This window comes from Flavobacterium sp. LHD-85 (genome assembly GCF_030929595.1).
Lineage (GTDB): Bacteria > Bacteroidota > Bacteroidia > Flavobacteriales > Flavobacteriaceae > Flavobacterium.
The window spans coordinates 732,352-754,884 of the sequence record NZ_JAVFVR010000001.1; the positions used below are offsets into that span (position 1 = coordinate 732,352).

General features: G+C 33.8%; 21 protein-coding genes. 16 read left to right on the plus strand and 5 right to left on the minus strand.

The window, feature by feature from the left end; genetic code table 11:
- Positions 1–978 carry a pyruvate dehydrogenase complex E1 component subunit beta gene (locus RB618_RS03080; protein ID WP_184157974.1) on the minus strand — a complete coding sequence of 326 codons (978 nt, stop codon included), beginning with the start codon at positions 976–978 and terminating at the stop codon, positions 1–3.
- A gap of 501 nt (positions 979–1,479) precedes the next feature.
- On the opposite strand from RB618_RS03080, the gene RB618_RS03085 reads away from it, so the two are divergent.
- The 4 genes from RB618_RS03085 (at position 1,480) to RB618_RS03100 (ending at position 5,071) form a co-directional block, all read left to right on the plus strand.
- Entirely contained in the window at positions 1,480–2,226 is a 747-nt protein-coding gene (locus RB618_RS03085; protein ID WP_201998824.1) for an electron transfer flavoprotein subunit beta/FixA family protein, read from the plus strand.
- A 146-nt stretch (positions 2,227–2,372) separates the two neighbouring features.
- Positions 2,373–3,341 carry an electron transfer flavoprotein subunit alpha/FixB family protein gene (locus tag RB618_RS03090; RefSeq protein ID WP_308067428.1) on the plus strand — a complete coding sequence of 323 codons (969 nt, stop codon included), beginning with the start codon at positions 2,373–2,375 and terminating at the stop codon, positions 3,339–3,341.
- Between the two features lie 165 nt (positions 3,342–3,506).
- A complete protein-coding gene (locus RB618_RS03095; protein WP_008466556.1) occupies positions 3,507–4,130 on the plus strand; it encodes a bifunctional nuclease family protein in 624 nt (207 codons plus the stop codon).
- Between the two features lie 89 nt (positions 4,131–4,219).
- Positions 4,220–5,071 carry a thymidylate synthase gene (locus tag RB618_RS03100; RefSeq protein WP_111379457.1) on the plus strand — a complete coding sequence of 284 codons (852 nt, stop codon included), beginning with the start codon at positions 4,220–4,222 and terminating at the stop codon, positions 5,069–5,071.
- A gap of 32 nt (positions 5,072–5,103) precedes the next feature.
- On the opposite strand, the gene RB618_RS03105 is transcribed toward RB618_RS03100, so the two are convergent.
- Complete coding sequence (locus RB618_RS03105; RefSeq protein ID WP_308067429.1) at positions 5,104–5,400, minus strand: isoamylase early set domain-containing protein; 297 nt, start codon at positions 5,398–5,400, stop codon at positions 5,104–5,106.
- 238 nt (positions 5,401–5,638) lie between these two features.
- Between RB618_RS03105 and RB618_RS03110 the strand changes: the two genes are divergently transcribed.
- The 4 genes from RB618_RS03110 (at position 5,639) to RB618_RS03125 (ending at position 8,500) form a co-directional block, all read left to right on the plus strand.
- Positions 5,639–5,983, plus strand: coding sequence for a 2TM domain-containing protein (locus tag RB618_RS03110; protein WP_263524105.1), 345 nt, complete (start codon positions 5,639–5,641; stop codon positions 5,981–5,983).
- An 11-nt stretch (positions 5,984–5,994) separates the two neighbouring features.
- A complete protein-coding gene (locus RB618_RS03115; protein WP_308067430.1) occupies positions 5,995–6,477 on the plus strand; it encodes a dihydrofolate reductase in 483 nt (160 codons plus the stop codon).
- A gap of 579 nt (positions 6,478–7,056) precedes the next feature.
- Positions 7,057–7,788: a bifunctional demethylmenaquinone methyltransferase/2-methoxy-6-polyprenyl-1,4-benzoquinol methylase UbiE gene (gene ubiE, locus RB618_RS03120; RefSeq protein WP_308067431.1), complete on the plus strand. Its 732-nt coding sequence runs from the start codon at positions 7,057–7,059 to the stop codon at positions 7,786–7,788.
- A 1-nt stretch (position 7,789) separates the two neighbouring features.
- Positions 7,790–8,500: a porin family protein gene (locus RB618_RS03125; RefSeq protein WP_308067432.1), complete on the plus strand. Its 711-nt coding sequence runs from the start codon at positions 7,790–7,792 to the stop codon at positions 8,498–8,500.
- Between the two features lie 9 nt (positions 8,501–8,509).
- Here RB618_RS03125 and RB618_RS03130 read toward each other — a convergent pair whose 3' ends face one another.
- Entirely contained in the window at positions 8,510–9,238 is a 729-nt protein-coding gene (locus tag RB618_RS03130) for an RNA methyltransferase (RefSeq protein WP_308067433.1), read from the minus strand.
- Between the two features lie 37 nt (positions 9,239–9,275).
- On the opposite strand from RB618_RS03130, the gene RB618_RS03135 reads away from it, so the two are divergent.
- The 3 genes from RB618_RS03135 to accD all read left to right on the plus strand — a co-directional run bounded on the left by RB618_RS03135 (position 9,276) and on the right by accD (position 13,896).
- Positions 9,276–11,831 (plus strand): BamA/TamA family outer membrane protein, encoded by a 2,556-nt coding sequence (locus RB618_RS03135; protein WP_308067434.1) that lies wholly within the window; start codon positions 9,276–9,278, stop codon positions 11,829–11,831.
- Positions 11,832–11,891: 60 nt separating this feature from the next.
- A complete protein-coding gene (gene fbaA, locus RB618_RS03140) occupies positions 11,892–12,959 on the plus strand; it encodes a class II fructose-bisphosphate aldolase (RefSeq protein WP_308067435.1) in 1,068 nt (355 codons plus the stop codon).
- Positions 12,960–13,041: 82 nt separating this feature from the next.
- Entirely contained in the window at positions 13,042–13,896 is an 855-nt protein-coding gene (accD, locus tag RB618_RS03145) for an acetyl-CoA carboxylase, carboxyltransferase subunit beta (RefSeq protein WP_111367748.1), read from the plus strand.
- Positions 13,897–14,117: 221 nt separating this feature from the next.
- Here accD and RB618_RS03150 read toward each other — a convergent pair whose 3' ends face one another.
- Together RB618_RS03150 and RB618_RS03155 are read right to left on the minus strand one after the other, a co-directional pair.
- Positions 14,118–15,005 (minus strand): cupin-like domain-containing protein, encoded by an 888-nt coding sequence (locus tag RB618_RS03150; RefSeq protein ID WP_308067436.1) that lies wholly within the window; start codon positions 15,003–15,005, stop codon positions 14,118–14,120.
- An 88-nt stretch (positions 15,006–15,093) separates the two neighbouring features.
- Entirely contained in the window at positions 15,094–16,341 is a 1,248-nt protein-coding gene (locus RB618_RS03155) for an ABC transporter permease (protein WP_308067437.1), read from the minus strand.
- 165 nt (positions 16,342–16,506) lie between these two features.
- Here RB618_RS03155 and purH point away from each other — a divergent pair, with 165 nt between their 5' ends.
- From purH to mrdA, 5 genes are all read left to right on the plus strand, one after another.
- A complete protein-coding gene (gene purH / locus RB618_RS03160; protein ID WP_111379474.1) occupies positions 16,507–18,033 on the plus strand; it encodes a bifunctional phosphoribosylaminoimidazolecarboxamide formyltransferase/IMP cyclohydrolase in 1,527 nt (508 codons plus the stop codon).
- A 56-nt stretch (positions 18,034–18,089) separates the two neighbouring features.
- The gene (locus tag RB618_RS03165; protein ID WP_008466528.1) at positions 18,090–19,118 is read left to right on the plus strand and encodes a rod shape-determining protein; all 1,029 of its coding nucleotides are present in this window, start codon (positions 18,090–18,092) and stop codon (positions 19,116–19,118) included.
- Between the two features lie 112 nt (positions 19,119–19,230).
- Complete coding sequence (mreC, locus tag RB618_RS03170) at positions 19,231–20,061, plus strand: rod shape-determining protein MreC (protein ID WP_308067438.1); 831 nt, start codon at positions 19,231–19,233, stop codon at positions 20,059–20,061.
- Positions 20,054–20,560 (plus strand): rod shape-determining protein MreD, encoded by a 507-nt coding sequence (locus RB618_RS03175; RefSeq protein ID WP_308067439.1) that lies wholly within the window; start codon positions 20,054–20,056, stop codon positions 20,558–20,560. Before mreC ends, RB618_RS03175 begins: the two co-directional genes overlap by 8 nt.
- Positions 20,557–22,530 (plus strand): penicillin-binding protein 2, encoded by a 1,974-nt coding sequence (gene mrdA, locus RB618_RS03180; RefSeq protein ID WP_308067440.1) that lies wholly within the window; start codon positions 20,557–20,559, stop codon positions 22,528–22,530. The genes RB618_RS03175 and mrdA overlap by 4 nt, the downstream gene beginning before the upstream one ends.
- The last annotated feature ends 3 nt before the right edge of the window (positions 22,531–22,533 follow it).

A 22,533-nucleotide genomic window follows, 5' to 3' on the forward strand; every position in this document is an offset into this window, starting at 1 on the left:
TTATTTGTATAATACTTTTTTAACTGCTTTTACTACATCACCTGCATTTGGCAACCAGTCTTTAAGCAATACTGGAGAATAAGGTGCGGGAGTATCTGCAGTTGTAATACGTTGAATTGGCGCATCAAGGAAGTCAAAAGCTTGTTCTTGTACGATATAAGAAATCTCAGAAGAAAGGCTGGCAACTGGCCAAGCTTCCTCAAGAATTACTAAACGGTTTGTTTTTTTAACCGATTTTAAGATCGCATCTTTGTCCATCGGACGAACTGTTCTTAAATCGATAATCTCGCAAGAGATTCCTTCTTTTGCTAATTCATCAGCAGCGATAAAAGCTTCTTTGATGATTTTTCCGAATGAAACGATAGTTACATCTGTTCCTTCACGTTTAATATCAGCAACACCTAGAGGAATTGTGTATTCTCCGTCTGGCACTTCACCTTTGTCTCCGTACATTTGCTCAGATTCCATAAAAATAACTGGATCGTTATCACGAATTGCAGATTTCAAAAGTCCTTTTGCATCGTAAGGAGTTGAAGGAACAACAACTTTAAGACCTGGAGTGTTAGCAAACCAGTTTTCTAAAGCCTGTGAGTGAGTAGCTCCTAATTGACCAGCAGAAGCTGTTGGTCCGCGGAAAACGATAGGCACATTAAATTGTCCTCCTGTCATTTGACGCATTTTAGCAGCGTTATTTATAATTTGATCAATACCAACTAAACAGAAGTTGAATGTCATATATTCTACAATCGGGCGGTTTCCATTCATCGCAGAACCTACTGCAATTCCTGAAAATCCAAGCTCAGCAATTGGAGTATCGATTACTCTTTTTTCACCAAACTCAGCTAGCATTCCTTTAGAAGCTTTGTAAGCTCCATTGTATTCTGCAACCTCTTCTCCCATTAAATATATGGATTCATCGCGACGCATTTCTTCGCTCATCGCTTCACAAATGGCCTCTCTAAATTGTATTGTTCTCATATTTTATATTGTATGTTGAATTTTCTGAAGAGCAAAAATAAATATTTTAAATAACTTAAATGCAAAAATTGAATTTAAAATCGCATGAACTTCTATCTCTTCTCAGGTTTTAACTTTTTAAACTTTATTGTGATATTTACGAAATCGATATAATAACGTATAATTCACACTTAAACTTACTTAAAACATTTTTCAGACAAACTTCTATCGATTTGTTTAATTCTTGTTTCTCCAAAATTCATTCATCTAAACGTAAAAAACAAAAAATTAGTATTTCTCATACATAATTAATTTGCTCTCCAACTATCGGTTATTGCAAAATTCCTAACAATCAGACAAAATGAATATTATTCTATTTTTAGATTCCGATGAAATTCATCCAAAACTGAACAATCTGCGAAATCGTAATAGTTTTAAAAAATATTATGCATGCATAGTATAATTATTCCAAATTAAATTCTAAATTTGTAAAAGCATATTATAAATTCAAAATATATACTTATGAAAATACTAGTTTGCATCAGCCATGTGCCTGATACTACTTCAAAAATTAACTTTACCAACGGTGACTCAGAATTTGACACTAATGGTGTACAATATGTAATTAACCCTAACGACGAATTTGGTCTTACACGCGCTATATGGTTTCAAGAACAACAAGGAGCAAATGTAACAGTTGTAAACGTCGGAGGTCCTGATACTGAACCAACTTTACGTAAAGCATTAGCAATTGGAGCAAACGAAGCAATTCGTGTGAATGCAAATCCTACAGATGGTTTCTTCGTTGCAAAACAATTGGCAGAAGTAATTAAAAACGGTGGTTATGATTTAGTAATCGCAGGTAAAGAATCTTTAGATTATAACGGAGGAATGGTTCCTGGTATGATTGCTGGAATTTTAGGCCACAATTTCTTAAACTCTTGTACAGCTTTAACTGTTGACGGAAACAATGTAAAAGCTGTTCGTGAAATTGACGGCGGAAAAGAAACTGTAAGCACTACTCTTCCTTTAATCATTGGAGGTCAAAAAGGTCTTGTTGAGGAAAAAGATTTGCGTATCCCAAACATGAGAGGAATTATGACTGCAAGAACAAAAGCGCTTACTATTCTTGAGCCAGTTGATGCAGCCGTAAATACAAAAGCGGTAAAATTTGAAAAACCAGCTCCAAAATCAGCAGTAAAATTAGTTTCTGCAGATAATTTAGATGAATTAATCAATTTATTACACAACGAGGCTAAAGTGATTTAAGATTGTAGACTTTAGATTTTAGATTGCTGATTGCAATACGAAATCTAAAACTCAACATTTGATTCACTTCAAAATCTAAAATCAATAATCATTTTAAATTTCATTTTCAAAAATCTGAAATCTAAAATCTAAAATCTAAAATTGTTATGTCAATATTAATATACGCAGAATCTGCAGAAGGAAAATTTAAAAAAGTTGCTTTCGAATTAGCTTCTTACGCTAAAAAAGTAGCTGAATCATTAGGAACAACTGTTACTGCTTTAACAGTAAACATCAGTGATGTAAGCGAGTTAGGCAAATACGGAGTTGATAAAGTTTTAAAAGTAAGCAATGATAAATTAGCTGGTTTTAATGCAAAAGCTTACGCTGATGTGATCAAACAAGCTGCTGAAAAAGAAGGAACAAAAGTAGTATTGCTTTCTTCTACAACAGACAGCATTTATCTTTCACCGCTAGTTGCTGTGGCTTTAAATGCTGGTTTTGCTTCAAACGTTGTTGGATTGCCAATTAGCACTTCTCCGTTTCAAGTAAAAAGAAACGCTTTCTCAAACAAAGCTTTCAACATTACACAAATCGATACAGATGTAAAAGTTCTTGGTTTAGCTAAAAACTCTTACGGTCTTTTTGAAAGCGCAGGAGCTGCCGCTGCAGAAGACTTCAACCCAACTGTTGGTGACAATGACTTTGGAGTAAAAGTAGAATCTGTAGAAAAAGTATCTGGAAAAGTTTCTATCGCTGACGCGGATATCGTAGTTTCTGGCGGACGTGGATTGAAAGGTCCAGAAAACTGGGGATTAGTAGAAGATCTTGCTGCTGTTCTTGGAGCTGCAACTGCTTGTTCTAAACCAGTTTCAGATTTAGGATGGAGACCTCACAGCGAGCACGTTGGACAAACAGGAAAACCAGTTGCAACCAACTTATACATTGCTATAGGTATTTCTGGAGCGATTCAGCACATTGCTGGTATCAACTCTTCTAAAGTAAAAGTAGTTATCAATAATGATCCAGAAGCTCCTTTCTTCAAAGTTGCTGACTATGGTGTAGTTGGAGATGCTTTTGAAATTGTACCACAATTAACAGAGAAATTAAAAGCTTTCAAAGCTCAGCATTCTTAATACAAAGAATTCTCTTTAAAAATATTGCTGCCTAAAAACAAGATGTTGTATCTTTGTTTATAGGCAGCTTTTTTGTTCCATATTTTTTAATTAAAATTGCAGCTTTATTTTCCAAACCAAAATAGTATTAAAATAAGGCGCTAAGTGTCTTTTTTACAAACATATATGAGTCTAGTAAAATTATCCATAAAAGGAATTTCATACAGTCAAACTCAAAATGGCGCTTATGCCTTAATTTTGAATGAAGTCGACGGCGAGAGAAAATTACCTATTGTTATTGGCGCTTTTGAAGCCCAGTCAATCGCTATTGCTTTAGAGAAAGAAATAAAACCGCCACGTCCGCTAACACACGATTTATTTAAAAATTTTGCCGAAAGATTTGACATCGTGGTAAAACAAGTTATCATTCACAAATTAGTTGATGGCGTTTTCTATTCAAGCTTAATCTGCGAAAGAGACAAAATCGAAGAAATCATCGATGCTAGAACTTCTGATGCTATTGCTTTGGCATTGCGTTTCAATGCTCCTATTTTTACTTATAAAAACATTTTAGATAAAGCTGGGATTTATTTAAAATCGAATACTGCCGAAACAGATTCTGGCGCTCAAGAAATTGATGATGTTCTTTCGAATCCTGAAACTTTTGGGCATGAGGAAGAAAGCAACCAATCTGGAGATGTTTATGCAAAACATTCTTTGCAAGAATTAAACGAACTTTTAGACCAAGCCGTTTCTCAAGAAGATTACGAAAAAGCAGCAAAAATTAGAGACGAAATCTCTAGAAGATAAATATATGTTTAATCGTTAAACCGTTTATTCGTTAAATCGATTAAACAAATCCACGATTAAACAAATCCACGATTTAACGATTAAACAAAATGAAACAATACTTAGATTTAGTAAAACACGTTTTAGAAAACGGCAATCAAAAAGGAGACCGTACCGGAACAGGAACTAAAAGCGTTTTTGGCTACCAGATGCGTTTTGATTTAAGTGAAGGTTTCCCAATGGTCACGACCAAAAAATTACATTTAAAATCCATCATTTACGAATTGCTTTGGTTTTTAAAAGGTGATACAAACATCAAATATCTTCAGGAAAACGGAGTGAAAATTTGGGATGAATGGGCAGATTCTAATGGCGACTTAGGTCCAGTTTATGGACACCAATGGCGCAATTGGAACAGCGAAGAAATTGATCAGATTTCTGAATTAATTACTGAATTAAAAACAAACCCAAATAGCAGAAGAATGTTGGTTTCTGCGTGGAATCCTTCAGTTTTGCCAGATACTAAAAAGTCTTTTGAGGAAAATGTAGCCAACAACAAAGCGGCTTTACCTCCTTGCCATGCCTTTTTTCAATTTTACGTAGCAAGTCCAGATCCTGAAAAAGGAGAAACAAAAGGAAAACTTTCTTGTCAATTATATCAGCGCAGTGCCGATATCTTTTTAGGAGTACCTTTTAACATCGCTTCTTATGCATTGCTGACTATGATGATTGCACAAGTATGCGACTTAGAGCCAGGTGAATTTATCCACACGTTTGGTGACGCACATATTTACAACAATCATTTCGAACAATTGGAACTGCAATTGACACGCGAACCAAAACCATTACCAAAAATGATTTTAAATCCAGAGATTAAAAACATTTTTGATTTTGATTTTAATGATTTCACACTTGTAGATTACGATCCGCATCCTGCCATAAAAGGAAGTGTTGCAGTATAAAAAACAAAAATCCGCTTTAATAGCGGATTTTTTTATACAACTAAAACACTGTTTTCACTGCCAGCGTAATCATTCCATTTATAAGAATCAGCTTCTGGATCATTCACATAATTCCCATCAACTAGATACTTAAATTCGTATATAGCATCTTTAACCAAGTCATAAGTTGCTTTAAAAGTTCCATTTTTCAATTTACTCAAAGTTCCTTCCTCAGCATTCCAATTATTGAAATCTCCAACAACAGCCGCCGAATTTGCATCCTTAGCATCTATTGAAAACGTAACTTTACATACGGGTTTCGTTTTCACAAATTGTTTTTTTAAAGACATAACTATTTCGTTTTTAGATTTATACATCTAAAATTAATTAAATTCCACGAAACACTAGCAACCCTCAAAACGATTTATGATAATACCAAAAACACTGTCTTATTTTCGCTTTATCTATAATTTAAAGCGGTTAAAATTTTGTTTTTCAAATTCTTAGATCATTTAAAAGCAAATATTCCATATCCAAAATACTGACTTTCAAAAATAAATTTTAACTTTATGATCTCATTTTTATCTTATGGAAAAAGAAGTACACGAACAATACGAATATGCTAGGCGCCGATTAAGACAAAAAAAGGTCTTATATTTTCATTTTGTTCTTTTCCTGCTTGGAAGTTTATTTTTATTTGTTGCCAATAAATTTTTTGGTTTTGGAGAAGGCACAACTCAAAATTGGTGTATCTGGGGTATTACAATCTGGCTTTTCCTTTTTATTCTTCATTTTATAAAAGTGTATATAACTGACCGTTTTATGAATAAAAAATGGGAAAGAGAACAAATTGACCGATTAGTTGCTTTACAGCAAAAAAGAATCAGTCAGCTTGAATCTTCGATCAACGAAGAGAATGAAAATAAAATTTAGTTAAGCATACTATGATTATAATGATAGCGGCCGCGGCCGAAAATAATGCGCTTGGAAAAAACAACGAATTAGTCTGGCATTTGCCAAATGATTTTAAAAGATTTAAATCGCTTACTACTGGTCATCATATTATTATGGGAAGAAAAACTTTTGAGAGTTTCCCGAAACCTTTACCAGACCGTGTTCACATTGTAATTTCACGTCAAGAAAATTATAAACCGGAAGGATGCATTGTAGTAGATAGTATTGAAAAAGCAATTGCGTTGTGCCCTGAAAACGACGACAGTTATATTATAGGTGGTGGCGAAATTTACAATCTTGCCCTTCCATTTACTGATATTATTGAACTAACTAAAGTTCATCATTCTTTTGATGCAGATGCCTTTTTTCCTAAAATCAATAAAAGCGAATGGATTTTGGTAGAAGCTGAAGAAAATTATAAAGATGAGAAACATCTTTATGATTATACGTATGAAACTTACATTAGAAAATAAATAAAAAACATCCTCTTTTTAGGGAGGATGTTTTTAAATAATTGATATTGAAGCTTAACTCGCTCAAGAAGAATTTTGTTAAAAAAAAATCACAAATGTCGAGAAACATTCGTAAAACTGAATAACATTTAATGTTATTTGAGACCTAAGCCTCAAACGCCTCTAATAACAAATACCACTAAGATATTAAAGGCAGAAAATTAAAATTTCCAAAAACAAATTTAATCCTAAGAACGTACTTTGCGCTTAATATAGTATTTCCCCCCAAGAACAATACTTTTCAAAACTCTTTCATGAACAAATGAATTACCAGCACAAAAAAAGTAATCATCTGTTTAAGTCATAGCGACATTATCAATCATTAAAACTTTAATCATTTTTACTTTGACAAAGTTGCTCATAATAGCCTTATTAGACAATACCGTGATTTAGGGATTTTGACAAAATACCTAGATTTAGGGATGGCAGAAACACCTGTTTATTCTGCTTTAAAACAAACACTCCAAAACATTTATTTTACAAATTAAAAAACTCAATTACAGTTAAACTAGATTGTTTATATTTGCCTAAATAAAAAAAATGTCTGAAAAAGTAACTCCGTATAAAGACTCTACCCTAGGTAAAAAAGAGCAAGTAACCCAAATGTTTGATACCATTTCTGGGAATTACGATAATTTGAATCGCGTAATTTCTTTTGGAATCGATGTTAAATGGCGTAAAAAAGTATTAAAAATAGTATCAGACAAAAAACCAAAAGTTATTCTTGATATTGCAACCGGAACTGGCGACTTGGCCATTTTGCTTGCGCAAACTAATGCTGAAAAAATTATTGGCCTAGACATTTCTGCCGGAATGCTGGAAGTGGGAAAAAAGAAAGTGGAAGAAAAGAAACTTTCAAATGTTATTGAATTAGTTTTAGGCGATTCTGAAAACTTGCCATTTGAGGACAATTATTTTGATGCAATCACAGTTGGTTTTGGCGTAAGAAATTTTGAAAATCTAGAAAAAGGTTTTGCAGAAATCTTAAGAGTCTTAAAACCAAATGGCGTTTTTGTTATATTAGAGACGTCTGTTCCTGATAAATTTCCTTATAAACAAGGCTACAATTTCTACAGCAAAAATATACTTCCATTAATAGGGAAATTATTTTCTAAAGATAATGACGCTTATGGTTATTTATCTGAATCTGCAGCTGCTTTTCCTTATGGAGAAGCCTTAAACAATATTTTGAGAAAAACTGGGTTTATAGATGTTGTGGCAATGCCTCAAACTTTTGGTGTCGCAACAATTTATTCTGCATCTAAAAAATAGTATGAAAAAAGTTGTAATCTTATTTTTATTGGTCTTAACGACAAAAGGACATTCGCAATTTGCTAAAAACATGTTTAGCAAAGATCCTATTATTAATCTTGAAAACTGGCAGAAACAGCGTGTTTACTTTGGTTACTTTTTAGGTTTTAACAGTTTTGACTTTAAATTTGATTATAAAACTCCTGTACAGGAAGACATTCAAGTTAAAAAAACTACTGGTTTTAATGTCGGCGTTGTAGCCGACTTAAGACTTCAGGAGTATATCAACCTGCGTTTTGAGCCAGGTTTATATTACACAAAACGAGATTTATATTTTCCTGGCATAAGCAACAAAGAAAGCGATTATCTAAGAGAAGTAAACAGTACTTACATCCACTTCCCTTTACTACTGAAATTTTCTGCCTTGCGTACAGGAAACATACGTCCGTATCTGGTTGGCGGTATGTCTACAACTTTAAATTTATCGAGCAACTCCAAATCTAAAGACGATAACTTCGAGCAAAAATTTAGAGTAAAACAGTGGACAGCTGCTTACGAATTAGGTTTGGGAATTGATATTTTCACCGAATACTTTATTTTCTCTCCTTCTGTTAGAGGAATGTTCGGCATAACAGATGAACTTATTAGAGATAATACTCCAGACAGCCCTTGGACTGGAAATATAGATTCGATGAAATCTAGAGCACTCTTAATAAATTTCACTTTCCATTAAAACAAAATATCAACTATTTCGTTTAAATTCACTAAGAATAATTGCTGTTGCAGTAGCTACATTTAAACTTTCCGTTTTTTGAAGCTCTCCAAATCTAGGAATTGTAAGACGGCTGGTTACTATTTTTTCAATTTCATCTGAAATTCCGTTGGCTTCATTACCCATAATAATGATTCCTTCTTGAGGCAATTTGGATTGATAAATATTTTCGCCATCCATAAAAGTTCCAAAAACTGGCAGTTTAGTTTGAGCAAGAAAAAGTTTTAGATCAACATAGCTTACATTTACTCTGGCAATTGATCCCATTGTAGCTTGTACCACTTTCGGATTATAAATATCTACTGTTTCTTTAGAACAAATAATCTGCTTAATACCAAACCAATCGCAAAGACGCAAAATAGTGCCTAAATTTCCAGGGTCTCTAATATCGTCTAAGGCTAAAATTAAACCCGAATCGATTATCTTCTTTTCGGCTGGAATTTTAAAAACCGCCAGACAAGAATTTGGAGTCGACAAAGCACTTATTTTTTTCAGTTCTTGGTCATTAATAAGAGTACGTTTTGAAGCATGGACGCTTTCAAAATCATTCAATGTGGTGTACAAATGTTCTAATTCAAAATTGGATTGCAGCAATTCTTGAATTACTTTTACTCCTTCAGCAAAGAATAATTGATTAGCAAAACGCTGCTTTTTTTGATGTAAGCTAGAGATAAGCTTTATTTGGTTTTTACTAACCATAAAATAATGTACTTTTGAATTAAATATTAAAAAACACTTGAAAAATAATTCCACAAAAATAATAGCATTTCTTCTAATTGCAATATTAATTTGCGCTTGTAATGCCGTAAAAAGAGTTCCCGATGGAAAAAACCTTCTTGTAAAAAACAATATTTTAGTTAACGGAAAATCGACAAATGATGAAACGGCTTCCAACCAAATGTACCAAAAACCAAATGGTAAATTATTGGGTTATAAGCTTCGATTAAATTTATACAATTTAGCCAATTTAAATCCAGATTCTACTTATCAGGCAAAATTCAAGAACAATCCTGGAAAGTATGAACGAATGTCTAAAATATTCTCTGCAAAACAAGTGGATCGTCTTGGACAATCTTTTTATTATAAAGGAATTCATGAGTTTCTAAAAAATACTGGAGAACCACCAGTAATAGTTGACACTTCAAAAACCAGAAAATCACTATTACGTTTAAAGTACTACTATTTTAACAACGGTTATTTTAATGTTCAAACCGATTATACTATTGATACTGTTGGAGTAAAAAGAGCCGAAATTAACTATAATATCACTACGGGCCCAGCTTATAAATTGGATACTATCAAAACCAAAATAATGACGCCTGCACTAGATTCATTATATAGAACCAACAACGATCCCTCTTTATTAAAATCTGGAAATCAATACAAAACTACAGATTTTGAGGAAGAAAAAAACCGTATTACAACATATTTTAGAAATCACGGCGCTTATTATTTTCAGCCTACTTATGTGACTTTTGACATTGATACAATTGGTAAAAAGGCCAAAGCAGATGTCACTTTAATTATCAATAACAACAATATTCAGGAAAGAGATTCGAGCCGTACAGAACCTTTTAAACTATATAAAATTAGCGATGTAAATATTTACACTGACTATTCTGCCGCCAATGCCAAGAAAAAACCGACAGACAGTGTAACTTACAACAATTTTAACCTATACAGCTACAAAGGTTTAAAATACAGACCGCGTGCTATTACCGATGCTATTTTCATCTCAAAAGGAAGCACTTTTGCTGATTTTAGAACCACACTTTCTTCGCGCTCTTTAAATAATTTAAGAATTTTCAACTATCCATCTATTCAATATGAAGTAGACAAAAGAGATTCTACAGCTCAATCTCTTATTGCTAATGTTTATTTGACTCCGAGGAAAAAATACAGTTTTGGGGCCACTTTGGATGTAACACACTCTAATATTCAAGATTTTGGAATTGGAGCTAGTATTTCGGAAACGATTCGAAATGTATTTAACCGAGCAGAAACTCTCGAAATTTCGGCCCGTTTAAATGTTGGATCTTCTAGAGATATGGCCAACCCAAACAACAATTTCTTTAACGTTTCGGAATATGGTTTGGATATGAAATTAAATTTTCCCAGGATTTTACTGCCTTTTGGAACCGAGAAAATCATTCCGAAAAGTATGATTCCTTATACTTCTATATCTTCCGGTTTTTCAAAACAGCGAAATATTGGTTTGGATAAAGAAAACTTTACAGGAGGTATTTCATATAACTGGACACCAAAACGTCACAATTCAGCAAAACTTGAATTATTGAACGCGCAGTTTGTACGCAACTTAAATCCAGACAATTATTTTAATGTTTATACATCTTCTTATGATGATTTGAATGGAATTGCACAAAATTACAATCAAGAAGCTTCAAACGTCGATGAACATGGAAACTTAATTGTGCCTACAGGAACAACAGGATTTACCAATGATGTATTAACAGGACAAACTGCTCTAACACCTAATGATTCTCAATATCAAGAAGTTGAAAGCATCGAAGAAAGAAGAGTTCGTTTAACCGAAAATGATTTCATTCTAGCAACAAGTTATTCTTTTACTAAAACGACTAAAAAAGATTTGGCCGATAATAATTTCTATCAATTTAGAACAAAAATAGAATCTGCCGGAACTCTATTGTCTTTGGTTTCTGAAATTGGAAATCTTCAAAAAAACTCAAAAGGAAATTACGAGATTTTCAATCTAGAATATTCAGAATATGTTAAAACTGAATTTGACTATATCAAACACTGGGATTTTGGAAAAGAAAAAGTTTTAGCAGTCAGAAGTTTCTTTGGAATTGCAATTCCATTTGGAAACTCAAACTATATTCCGTTTTCACGAAGTTATTATTCTGGAGGTTCCAACGATAATCGTGCTTGGCAACCTTATGCTTTAGGACCAGGAAGCACAAATGCTGTAAATGACTTTAACGAGGCCAATATGAAAATTGCAGCAAGTGCCGAATTTCGTTTTAAAATTTTCGGTGATGTAAAAGGAGCTCTCTTTGCAGACGCCGGAAATATCTGGAATGTGCTCGATAATGTGATAGATCCTAAAGCAAGATTTGACAACTTAAACGATTTAGATGAAATTGCAATAGGTACAGGATTCGGTTTAAGATACGATTTAAGCTTTTTTGTGATTCGTTTAGATTTAGGCTTTAAGACTTATAATCCAGCACATGAGAAGGGAGATCGATGGTTTAAAGAATACAATTTTGGACACTCCGTTTTAAATTTTGGTATAAATTATCCATTCTAATGCTAATTAATTCTTATTTTTGCAACCTAAAAACTAAAAACAACTATAAAAAAAATTAAAATGGCACACAACATTAAACCAGGAGTAGCTACAGGAGATCAAGTACAAGAGATCTTTAATTATGCGAAAGAGAAGGGTTTTGCTCTTCCAGCAGTAAACGTTACTGGATCAAGCACAATTAACGGAGTTCTTGAAACTGCAGCAAAACTAAACGCGCCAGTTATCATTCAATTTTCTAACGGTGGAGCTCAATTCAACGCTGGAAAAGGATTATCAAATGCAGGTGAAAAAGCAGCAATCGCGGGAGGAATCGCGGGAGCAAAACATATCCATACTTTGGCAGAAGCTTACGGTGCAACTGTAATCTTACACACTGACCACTGTGCAAAGAAACTTTTACCTTGGATTGATGGTTTATTAGATGCTTCTGAAAAACATTTTGCAGAAACAGGAAAACCATTATTCAGCTCTCACATGATCGATTTGTCTGAGGAGCCAATCGAAGAGAACATCGAAATCTGCAAAGAATACTTAGCTAGAATGAGCAAAATGGGAATGACATTAGAAATCGAACTTGGTATTACAGGTGGTGAAGAAGATGGCGTTGACAACTCAGACGTAGATAGCTCAAAATTATATACTCAACCAGAAGAAGTAGCTTATGCTTACGAAGAATTATCTAAAGTGAGCCCTAAATTTACAATTGCTGCTGCTTTTGGAAACGTTCACGGTGTTTACAAACCAGGAAACGTAAAATTAACTCCAAAAATCTTAAAAAACTCTCAAGATTTCGTACAAAGCAAATTCAACACAGGACACAATCCAGTTGATTTCGTTTTCCACGGAGGTTCAGGTTCTACACTTGAAGAAATCAGAGAAGGAATTAGCTACGGAGTTATCAAAATGAATATCGATACAGATTTACAATTTGCATACACTGAAGGAATCCGTGATTATATGGTTAAAAATCTTGACTATTTAAAATCTCAAATTGGTAACCCAGAAGGTGCTGATGCTCCAAACAAGAAATATTACGATCCAAGAAGATGGGTTCGTGAAAGCGAAGTAACATTCAACGCAAGACTTGAACAAGCTTTTGCTGATTTAAATAACGTGAATACACTATAATAAAAAAGTTTCAAGTTTAACGTTTCAAGTTTCAGGTTTCGCAACTTGAAACTTGAAACCTAAAACAAATAAAACATTCAATATGGCTTGGTTTAAAAGACAAGAAAAAGGAATTACGACCGCGACAGAAGACAAGATGGACGTTCCGAAAGGATTGTGGTACAAATCTCCTACTGGAAAAATTATTGATGCTGACGAATTGGCGAGAAATTTATTCGTTAGCCCTGAAGATGATTTTCACGTTCGAATTGGAAGCGCAACCTATTTTGAAATTTTATTCGACAACAACGAATTTGTTGAGTTAGATAAAAACATGACATCAAAAGATCCTTTGCACTTTGTGGATACAAAGAAATATGCAGACAGATTAAAAGATGTAATGGAAAAAACTCATCTTAAAGACGCTGTTCGTACAGGAGTTGGAAAATCTAAAGGAAGAGAACTTGTAATCTGCTGTATGGACTTTGCATTCATTGGCGGATCTATGGGAGCTGTTGTAGGTGAGAAAATCGCGAGAGGTATTGATCATGCTATTAAAAACAAACTTCCTTTTGTAATGATTTCTAAATCTGGTGGAGCTCGTATGATGGAAGCTGCTTATTCTTTAATGCAATTAGCAAAAACTTCTGTAAAACTGGCTCAATTAGCTGAAGCTAAATTACCTTATATCTCTCTTTGTACAGATCCAACAACGGGAGGAACAACTGCATCTTACGCAATGTTAGGAGACATCAACATCTCTGAGCCAGGCGCTTTGATTGGTTTTGCTGGTCCGCGTGTTGTTCGTGACACTACAGGAAAAGATTTACCAGAAGGTTTCCAAACTGCTGAGTTCTTATTAGAACACGGTTTCTTAGACTTTATCACGCCAAGAAAAGAATTGAAAGATAAGATCAACTTATATATCGATTTGATTCAAAATAACGATATTAGATAGTTTTAAAACTACTTAAAATAGAAAATCCCAAGAATTGCTTCTTGGGATTTTTTTGTTTTTAAACCATATAAGTTTTATAAGTGTATTTAATCTTTTCCTGCAAGGTTTTGAAAACCTTGTAGGTATTAATTTGATGCAGAATATTTTTTCTAAATTAAAATCTTAAGTTAGACCTACAAGGTTTTGAAAACCTTGCAGGAAGACATGTGAAAATTATATTCTTAACTTGCTTTCTTCAAATCCTTTTTCAATTCTTTTTCTGCGATTTTAAAGACTAATTTTTCACGCCAAATTGCATAACGTTCTCTAAAAACTACTTTTATAGCGCTATCTACTGCACCGTGCATAAACAAGCTCCAAACGCTGGCTATTTTACGAGAAACAGATTGATCCCAAGCGCGAAGTGTAAGCGAAAAAGAACCATCAATATAACGCATCCAATGCCACATTCCTGTTGGCATAAATAAAGTATCTCCATGTTCTAGAAAAACTTCATAACCTTCCACTCCTTTTAAAGCAGGAAATTTTTCAAAATCAGGATTGGCAACATCGTAATCTTCTAAAGCATAAGTCGTATTTGGAAGACAGTAAAGCCTTTTTTTCCATTTATTATCGAATAAAATAATATGTTTTCGCCCTCCGAAATGAGTATGGAAAAGATGTGGCAAATCGATATCATAATGCAGAAAAGTAATGGCTTTTGAACCGCCAAAAAACATTGCCGGCATACTTTCTATAAAACCACCCATTAATTCTTTGGGGATTTTTACATCGTCTATTAATTCCGGTCTGTGTTTGAAAAGATTGAAGAAAAAAATACGTAATTGTGTAGGTTCGCGTTTTATCAAATCCAGATATTCTCCAAATTTCATACTTGCTATAGAAGCGTTGATCACTTTAGTTGGATCTGCCTTTGAATTATCTACAAGTTTAACCTCTATATCTCCAGCAATCTGCTTGAAATACTCTGTTGACCATTTTTCTCTTGCTGGCCAATCTTTTGTAAGCCCCTTAATGATTAAGGGTTTTCTTTTATCTAAGTAATTCTTTTTAAAATCTTCCCTAGAAATCGACTCAACAGTATCAACAGATTTAAGATTAAAGCTCATTTATCTTGTGTTTTAATTTGTTGTCTATCAAATGTATTTAATTATTTTCATTCAACAAAATTTACAGTAAAATAACACAAACGCAATATTAGATTCCTGTACGGATGGCTTCTACAGGATCTAAATTTGCCGCTGAGACCGCTGGCAAAATACCCGAAACCAATCCAATAAAGGCCGCTAAGCTTGTTCCTAAAATTATGTTTCCAAAACTCAAAACAAATTCAAAATCCAGCATTTTTGTTAAAACAAGGGCAATTCCCCAAACCATCAAAAGACCAATTATTCCGCCAATAACCGACAGGATAATAGCTTCAAACAAAAACTGGAATAAGATGAATTTATTTTTTGCTCCCAATGACTTTTGAATCCCTATAAGATTGGTTCTTTCTTTTACCGAAACAAACATAATATTGGCAATTCCGAAACCACCAACCAGAAGAGAAAATCCGCTGATGATCCAGCCTACAAAATTCATCTGGCCTAAAATCCCATCAATAAAGTCCGTAAAGCCAGAAAGTACATTAATAAAGAAATTATCCATTTCCCCTGCTTTCATTCCGCGAATTGCTCTAAGTTTTTGAGCAATTTCTGCTTTATACGCATCCATATCAACACCTTTTTCAGGCTTCAAAACTATAACTGGAGTCATCGAATCACTGTCTCCATACATTCTTCTTAAAAAATTGGCTGGAAGATAAACCGAAGTATCATTACTATCGCCAAAAAAACCAGCACCTTGTTTCGCCATTACGCCAATAACCGTGAAGCGCTGACCATACAAACGAATATTTTTACCTATCGGATCGCTTGAACCAAAAAGTCCGTCGGCTATATCATATCCCAAAACAATAACAGCCGTTCCCGAGTTAGATTCAGATTCATTATAAAATCTTCCTTTATCAAAACTCAATCCGTCAATATCGACCATTTCGCTTGACGAAGGAATAATATTTACATCGCTAACCGTTTTAGAATCGTATTTTAAAGTTTCTCTATTAACAAAAAGCTGGTATCCGACTTGATCGGTATCATTCATCGAGTTTTTCAAACCAACATACTCGTCATATTTTACATTTGGAAACTGTTCCCTCTTCCATTGTGGAATTTCAGACGGTCCAAAGCAATATTTCATTAAATAAATTGTATTTTTATCTAAACTGCTCAAATCTTTAGAGATTTTTTTGTCTAAAGAGTCAACGGCAGCCAAAACAGCAATAATTGAAAAAATACCAATCGTAACACCTAAGAGCGACAATAAAGTGCGTAATTTATTATTTCGCAAAGCATTGATAGCAAAACTCAAACTTTCTTTTAATAATCTTAGATAAACGATCATATTTTCGTATTTTTCAATAAAGTAAAATTCAATAATTTAAATTCAAAAACCTAATAAAAGTTAACTTACTCATCAGTAGATTTTTTTAGCATTTTGTTACACTAATTTTCTTTAATATAATATATAAAAAAACTACTTTTGCAGTCTCAAAATCATAACTACACAATGAGCACAACAAAAAAAATACAATCGGCATTAATTTCTGTTTTTTCTAAAGATGGATTGGAACCAATTGTTAGAAAATTACACGAACAAAATGTAACACTTTATTCAACTGGAGGAACTGAAGATTTCATCAAAAACCTTGGTATTCCAGTAGTTCCTGTTGAAGATATCACTTCTTTCCCAGAAATTCTTGGAGGAAGAGTAAAAACTTTACACCCGAAAATTTTTGGTGGTATCTTGAATCGTCAAGACAACGAAAGCGATGTTCAACAAATGAAGGAATTTGATATTCCTCAAATCGATTTGGTGATTGTTGATTTATATCCTTTTGAAAAAACAGTTGCTTCTGGAGCAAGCGAACAAGATATTATTGAAAAAATTGATATCGGTGGTATTTCATTAATTCGTGCTGGTGCAAAAAATTTCAAAGACACTGTAATTGTAGCTTCTGTTAACGAGTACAGCTTGCTTTTGGATTTGATTACTGAGCAAGATGGAGCAACAACTTTGGAGAACAGAAGATTGTTGGCTACTAAAGCATTCCATGTTTCATCTCATTACGATGGGGCAATTTTTAATTATTTCAATACAGACGAGACTATTTACAAAGAAAGCATTGCAAACGGTCAAGTTTTAAGATACGGTGAAAACCCTCACCAAAAAGGATTCTTCTTTGGAGATTTTGATGCAATGTTCAAAAAACTTCACGGAAAAGAATTATCATACAACAACTTACTAGATGTTGATGCTGCTGTTAATCTAATTGCTGAGTTTAAAACTGACGGACCAACATTCGCAATTTTAAAACACAACAATGCTTGCGGATTGGCTTCTAGAAAGACAATTAGCGAAGCTTATTTAGCAGCATTAGCTTGTGACCCTACTTCAGCTTTTGGAGGAGTGTTAATTTCTAACACAAAAATTGATTTAGAAACTGCACAGGAAATCAACAAATTATTCTGCGAAGTAGTTATCGCTCCAGCTTATGATGCTGAGGCAGTTACAGTTTTACAAGAGAAGAAAAACAGAATCATATTAGTACAAAACGACGTTGAATTACCAGCTCGTCAAGTAAGAACTTGTCTTAATGGTTTGTTAATTCAGGACAGAAATAATATTACGGATAATAAAGAGCATTTAAAAACCGTTACAATTACAGAACCTACTGCTCAAGAGATCGAAGATTTGATCTTTGCTTCTAAAATCTGCAAGAATACAAAATCAAACACAATTGTATTTGCTAAAAACGGAACATTGATTTCATCAGGTACAGGTCAGACTTCAAGAGTTGACGCTTTAATTCAAGCTGTTGACAAAGCAAAAGCTTTTGGATTTGATTTAAATGGAGCTTCGATGGCAAGTGATGCATTTTTCCCATTTCCGGATTGTGTAGAATTAGCTAAAAAAGCAGGAATAACTGCTGTAATTCAGCCAGGAGGTTCGATAAAAGACGAATTAAGCATAAATTATTGCAACGAAAATAATCTTGCAATGGTATTTACAGGAACTCGTCATTTTAAACATTAATTTGTTTAACTTTGTTCGATAAATAATTTATAACATTTTAAACCCCTAAAAAACTTATGGGATTTTTTGATTTCATGACCGAGGATATTGCGATAGACCTTGGAACCGCAAACACTTTAATCATTCATAATGATAAAGTTGTCATTGATAGTCCATCTATCGTTGCACGTGATAGAGTATCAGGCAAAATTATTGCTGTTGGTAAGGAAGCCAATATGATGCAAGGTAAAACACATGAAAACATCAAAACTATAAGGCCTTTGAAAGATGGTGTAATCGCTGATTTTGATGCTTCGGAAAAAATGATCAATATGTTCATTAAAAGCATTCCTGCATTGAAAAAAAGAATGTTTACTCCAGCTTTACGTATGGTTGTATGTATTCCTTCTGGTATTACTGAAGTGGAGATGAGAGCGGTGAAGGAATCTTGTGAGAGAGTAAACGGAAAAGAAGTTTACTTGATTCATGAGCCAATGGCGGCGGCAATTGGTATTGGTATTGATATTATGCAACCAAAAGGAAACATGATTGTCGATATCGGAGGTGGTACAACAGAAATCGCTGTAATCGCTTTAGGCGGAATTGTTTGTGACAAATCTGTAAAAATTGCAGGTGACGTTTTCACAAATGATATCGTGTATTATATGCGTACACAGCACAACCTTTTTGTAGGAGAAAGTACAGCAGAGAAAATTAAAATTCAAATCGGAGCGGCTATCGAAGATTTAGACGGACCGCCAGAAGATATGTCAGTTCAAGGTAGAGATTTACTTACTGGTAAACCAAAACAAGTAGATGTTTCTTACCGTGAAATCGCAAAAGCATTAGACAAATCTATTCAGCGTATTGAAGATGCGGTAATGGAAACATTATCTCAGACTCCACCTGAGTTAGCTGCAGATATCTACAACACAGGTATCTATTTAGCTGGTGGAGGATCTATGTTAAGAGGACTTGATAAACGTATCTCTCAAAAGACAGATTTACCGGTTTATATTGCTGAAGATCCGTTAAGAGCAGTTGTACGCGGAACAGGAATGGCTCTTAAAAACATTGCCAAATTTAAAAGTATCTTAATCAAATAAGATTCAAAAACAACAATCAATATACTTTTATAAGGGTCAGATTTTCACTATTTGACCCTTGTAAAAACTGAAACCTTTAAGCATATCCTGAAACAAAATAACCAGACAAGAAATGCAGCAAATATTTAATTTCCTTATAAGAAACAGTAATCGATTGCTGTTTTTGCTGCTTTTAGGTATTTCGTTGACGCTCACAATTCAATCGCATTCCTACCACAGAAGCAGAGTAATCAGTTCGGCTAACTTTTTAAGCGGAGGTGTTTATGAAAGAATTAATCGTGTAAACGAATATTTGAATTTAAGAGCCGAAAATGATGAACTTGTATTAGAGAATGCAAGGTTAAAAAGTCTTTTATTCAACAAAGAAGACACTACCAAAGCACCATTGCCAGATAGCATTAAAGGCGTAAAACCTGCTGATATCATTGTGTCAAAAGTAATTCATAATACATACAATACTCATGAAAACTATATCACTTTGAATTCTGGAAGCAAAGAAGGAGTCAAACAAGATATGGGGGTTATTAACAGCTTAGGTATTGTTGGAGTTGTAGACAATACTTCTACCAATTACTCAACAGTTGTGAGCATCTTGAACATGAAGTCGCATATCAATGCTAAAATCAAAAAATCTAATCACTTTGGTTCTTTAACTTGGGACGGAAAAAGCACAGGATTTGTTCAGCTAGAAGACGTACCGAGATTAGCATCAATTAGAAAAGGTGATACCATTGTTACTGGAGGGCAATCTGTTATTTTCCCAGAAGGAATCAATATTGGAACAGTAGACGTTATATACAAAAAAGAAGGCACAAGTTTTTATGTTATAAAAGTTAAGCTATTTAACGATATGACAAACTTGGGGCATGTATATATTATCAAAAGCAAGGACAGAGAGGAACTTATTAACTTAGAAAACAAAAACAAGGAAAAAAATGAATAGCGCTCTGTTAGTCAATATTTTTCGATTTATTATGTTACTGGCAGTTCAGATTGTTATCTTCAACAATATGAATTTCTTAGGATACATAAGTCCTTTTCCGTATATCTTGTATATCATTTTATACCCTGTAAACAGCAATAAAGCAGGATTAATTGTTTCTAGTTTTTTACTAGGACTTACAATGGATATGTTTTGTAACTCTGGAGGAGTACATGCAACTGCTTGTGTTATTTTAGCCTATTACAGGCCTTACATTTTTAAATTTTCTTTTGGTTTAAGTTACGAATACCAAACTATTAAACTAAATGAATCTTTAACACCAGAGCGATTTTCATTTATACTGGTTTCAGTTTTAATGCATCATATTGTATTATTTGTTTTAGAAACATTTCAATTCAAATTTATCTGGGACATTTTACTCCGAACCTTATTTAGTTCTATCTTTACTATAATCACCTCAATAATAATAATTTATCTTATTAAGCCCAATAAACGATGAGAAAAGTCTTGCTGCCCACTATAATTATTATTGCAGCGTCTTTGCTAGTGATTAGGATTTTTTACCTGCAGATTATTGATGATTCTTTTAAACTGAAATCGGAAAATAATGCGATAAAAAAAGTATATGACTATCCTGAAAGGGGTTATATTTATGATCGTAACGGAAAACTTCTTGTTGCGAATCAGGCTTCTTATGATATCATGGTTATTCCAAGAGATATAAAAAAAGACCTAAATATTGCCGAGTTTTGTACTCTTTTGAATATTACTGAAGAAGAATATCATAAGCGCATTGAAAAGGCAAAAGTCTATAGCCCAAGACTTCCTTCTGTATTCTTATCTCAGTTGAATAAAAATGAATTTGCCGCTTTTCAGGAAAAAATTAGAAAATATGACGGTTTCTATTTTCAGAAAAGATCTTTACGCGACTATGAGGTAGATTATGGAGCAAACATATTTGGCTTTATTACTCAGGTAAATGAAAAACAAATTGAGCAGAATCCATATTATAACAGTGGAGATTTAATTGGAAAGCAAGGTGTAGAACAAAGCTACGAAGAGATTTTACGCGGAATAAAAGGGGTAAAATACATTCAAAAAGACAAATACAACCGAGAAATTGGCCCTTACAAAGAAGGAAAATACGACACCATCGCTGTAGCTGGTGAAGATATCAATTTAACTATTGATGCTGAACTTCAAAAATATGGGGAGGAATTGATGATTAATAAGCGAGGAGGAATTGTTGCACTTGAGCCTAAATCTGGAGAAATTCTAGCATTGGTTACCGCTCCTTCTTATGATCCAGGTATTTTAGTAGGACGCCAAAGATCTAAAAATTATACCCTTTTATATCACGATTCTATTGCAAAACCTTTATACGACAGAGGTCTTTTAGCAGAGTACCCTCCAGGTTCTCCATTCAAAATCCTGACTGGTTTAGTTGCACTTCAAGAAGGTGTCGTAAATGAGCAGACTACTTTTATGTGTCATCATGGATTTAGTTATGGTGGAGGCCGATTCATGAAATGTCACGGTTTTGGTCCGCATCAATTGCATAACGGAATTTACAATTCTTGCAACACTTATTTTGGACAAGCCTATATGCTTACAATCAACAAGTACAAAGACCCTGGAAAAGCGGTAGATGTTTGGAGCAGTCATATTAAAAGTTTCGGTTTAGGACAATTTATGGGATATGATTTACCTATTGGAAAACGAGGAAATATCCCAACTTCTAAAACCTATAAAAGAATTTATCCTAACGGTGGCTGGAGAAGCTCAACCATTGTATCGAATGCAATTGGTCAGGGAGAGGTTTTGATGACTCCCATTCAATTAGCAAATATGATGGCAACAGTAGCCAATCAGGGTTATTATTACACTCCTCATATCATTAAAAAAATTGAAGGAGAAAAGATAGACGAAAAGTTCACAACAAAACACGTGACCACGGTTGATCAAAAATATTTCCCGCCAGTTATCAGCGGATTATTTGATGTGTATAATAAAGGTACAGCTTATGCTCTTAGAGTAGAAGGAATCGATATTTGCGGAAAAACAGGTACTGCCGAGAACTTTGCCAAAATAAACGGTAAAAGAACACAGCTTAAAGATCACTCTATATTTGTTGCTTTTGCCCCAAAAGATAATCCCAAAATTGCTATTGCCGTTATGATTGAAAATGGAGGTTTTGGAGCAACAGTTGCGGGTCCGATTGCGAGTTTAATGATTGAAAAATATCTAAGAAAGAAAATTACAAGAACTGATCTAGAAGTAAGAGTATTAAACAAAAGCTTACTTTCTGAATATGCTAAAGTAGGCGGAATAAGTGATGCCCTTAAAATAGAGTCTGTACCAAAAGATTCTGTTTTACAAGCAAAAATTATAAAGCCAAAAGCACCAGTTACAACGGCACCAAAAACTGAAGTCAAAAAAACAGCAGTAGACACAACTAAGAAAAACTAAGAA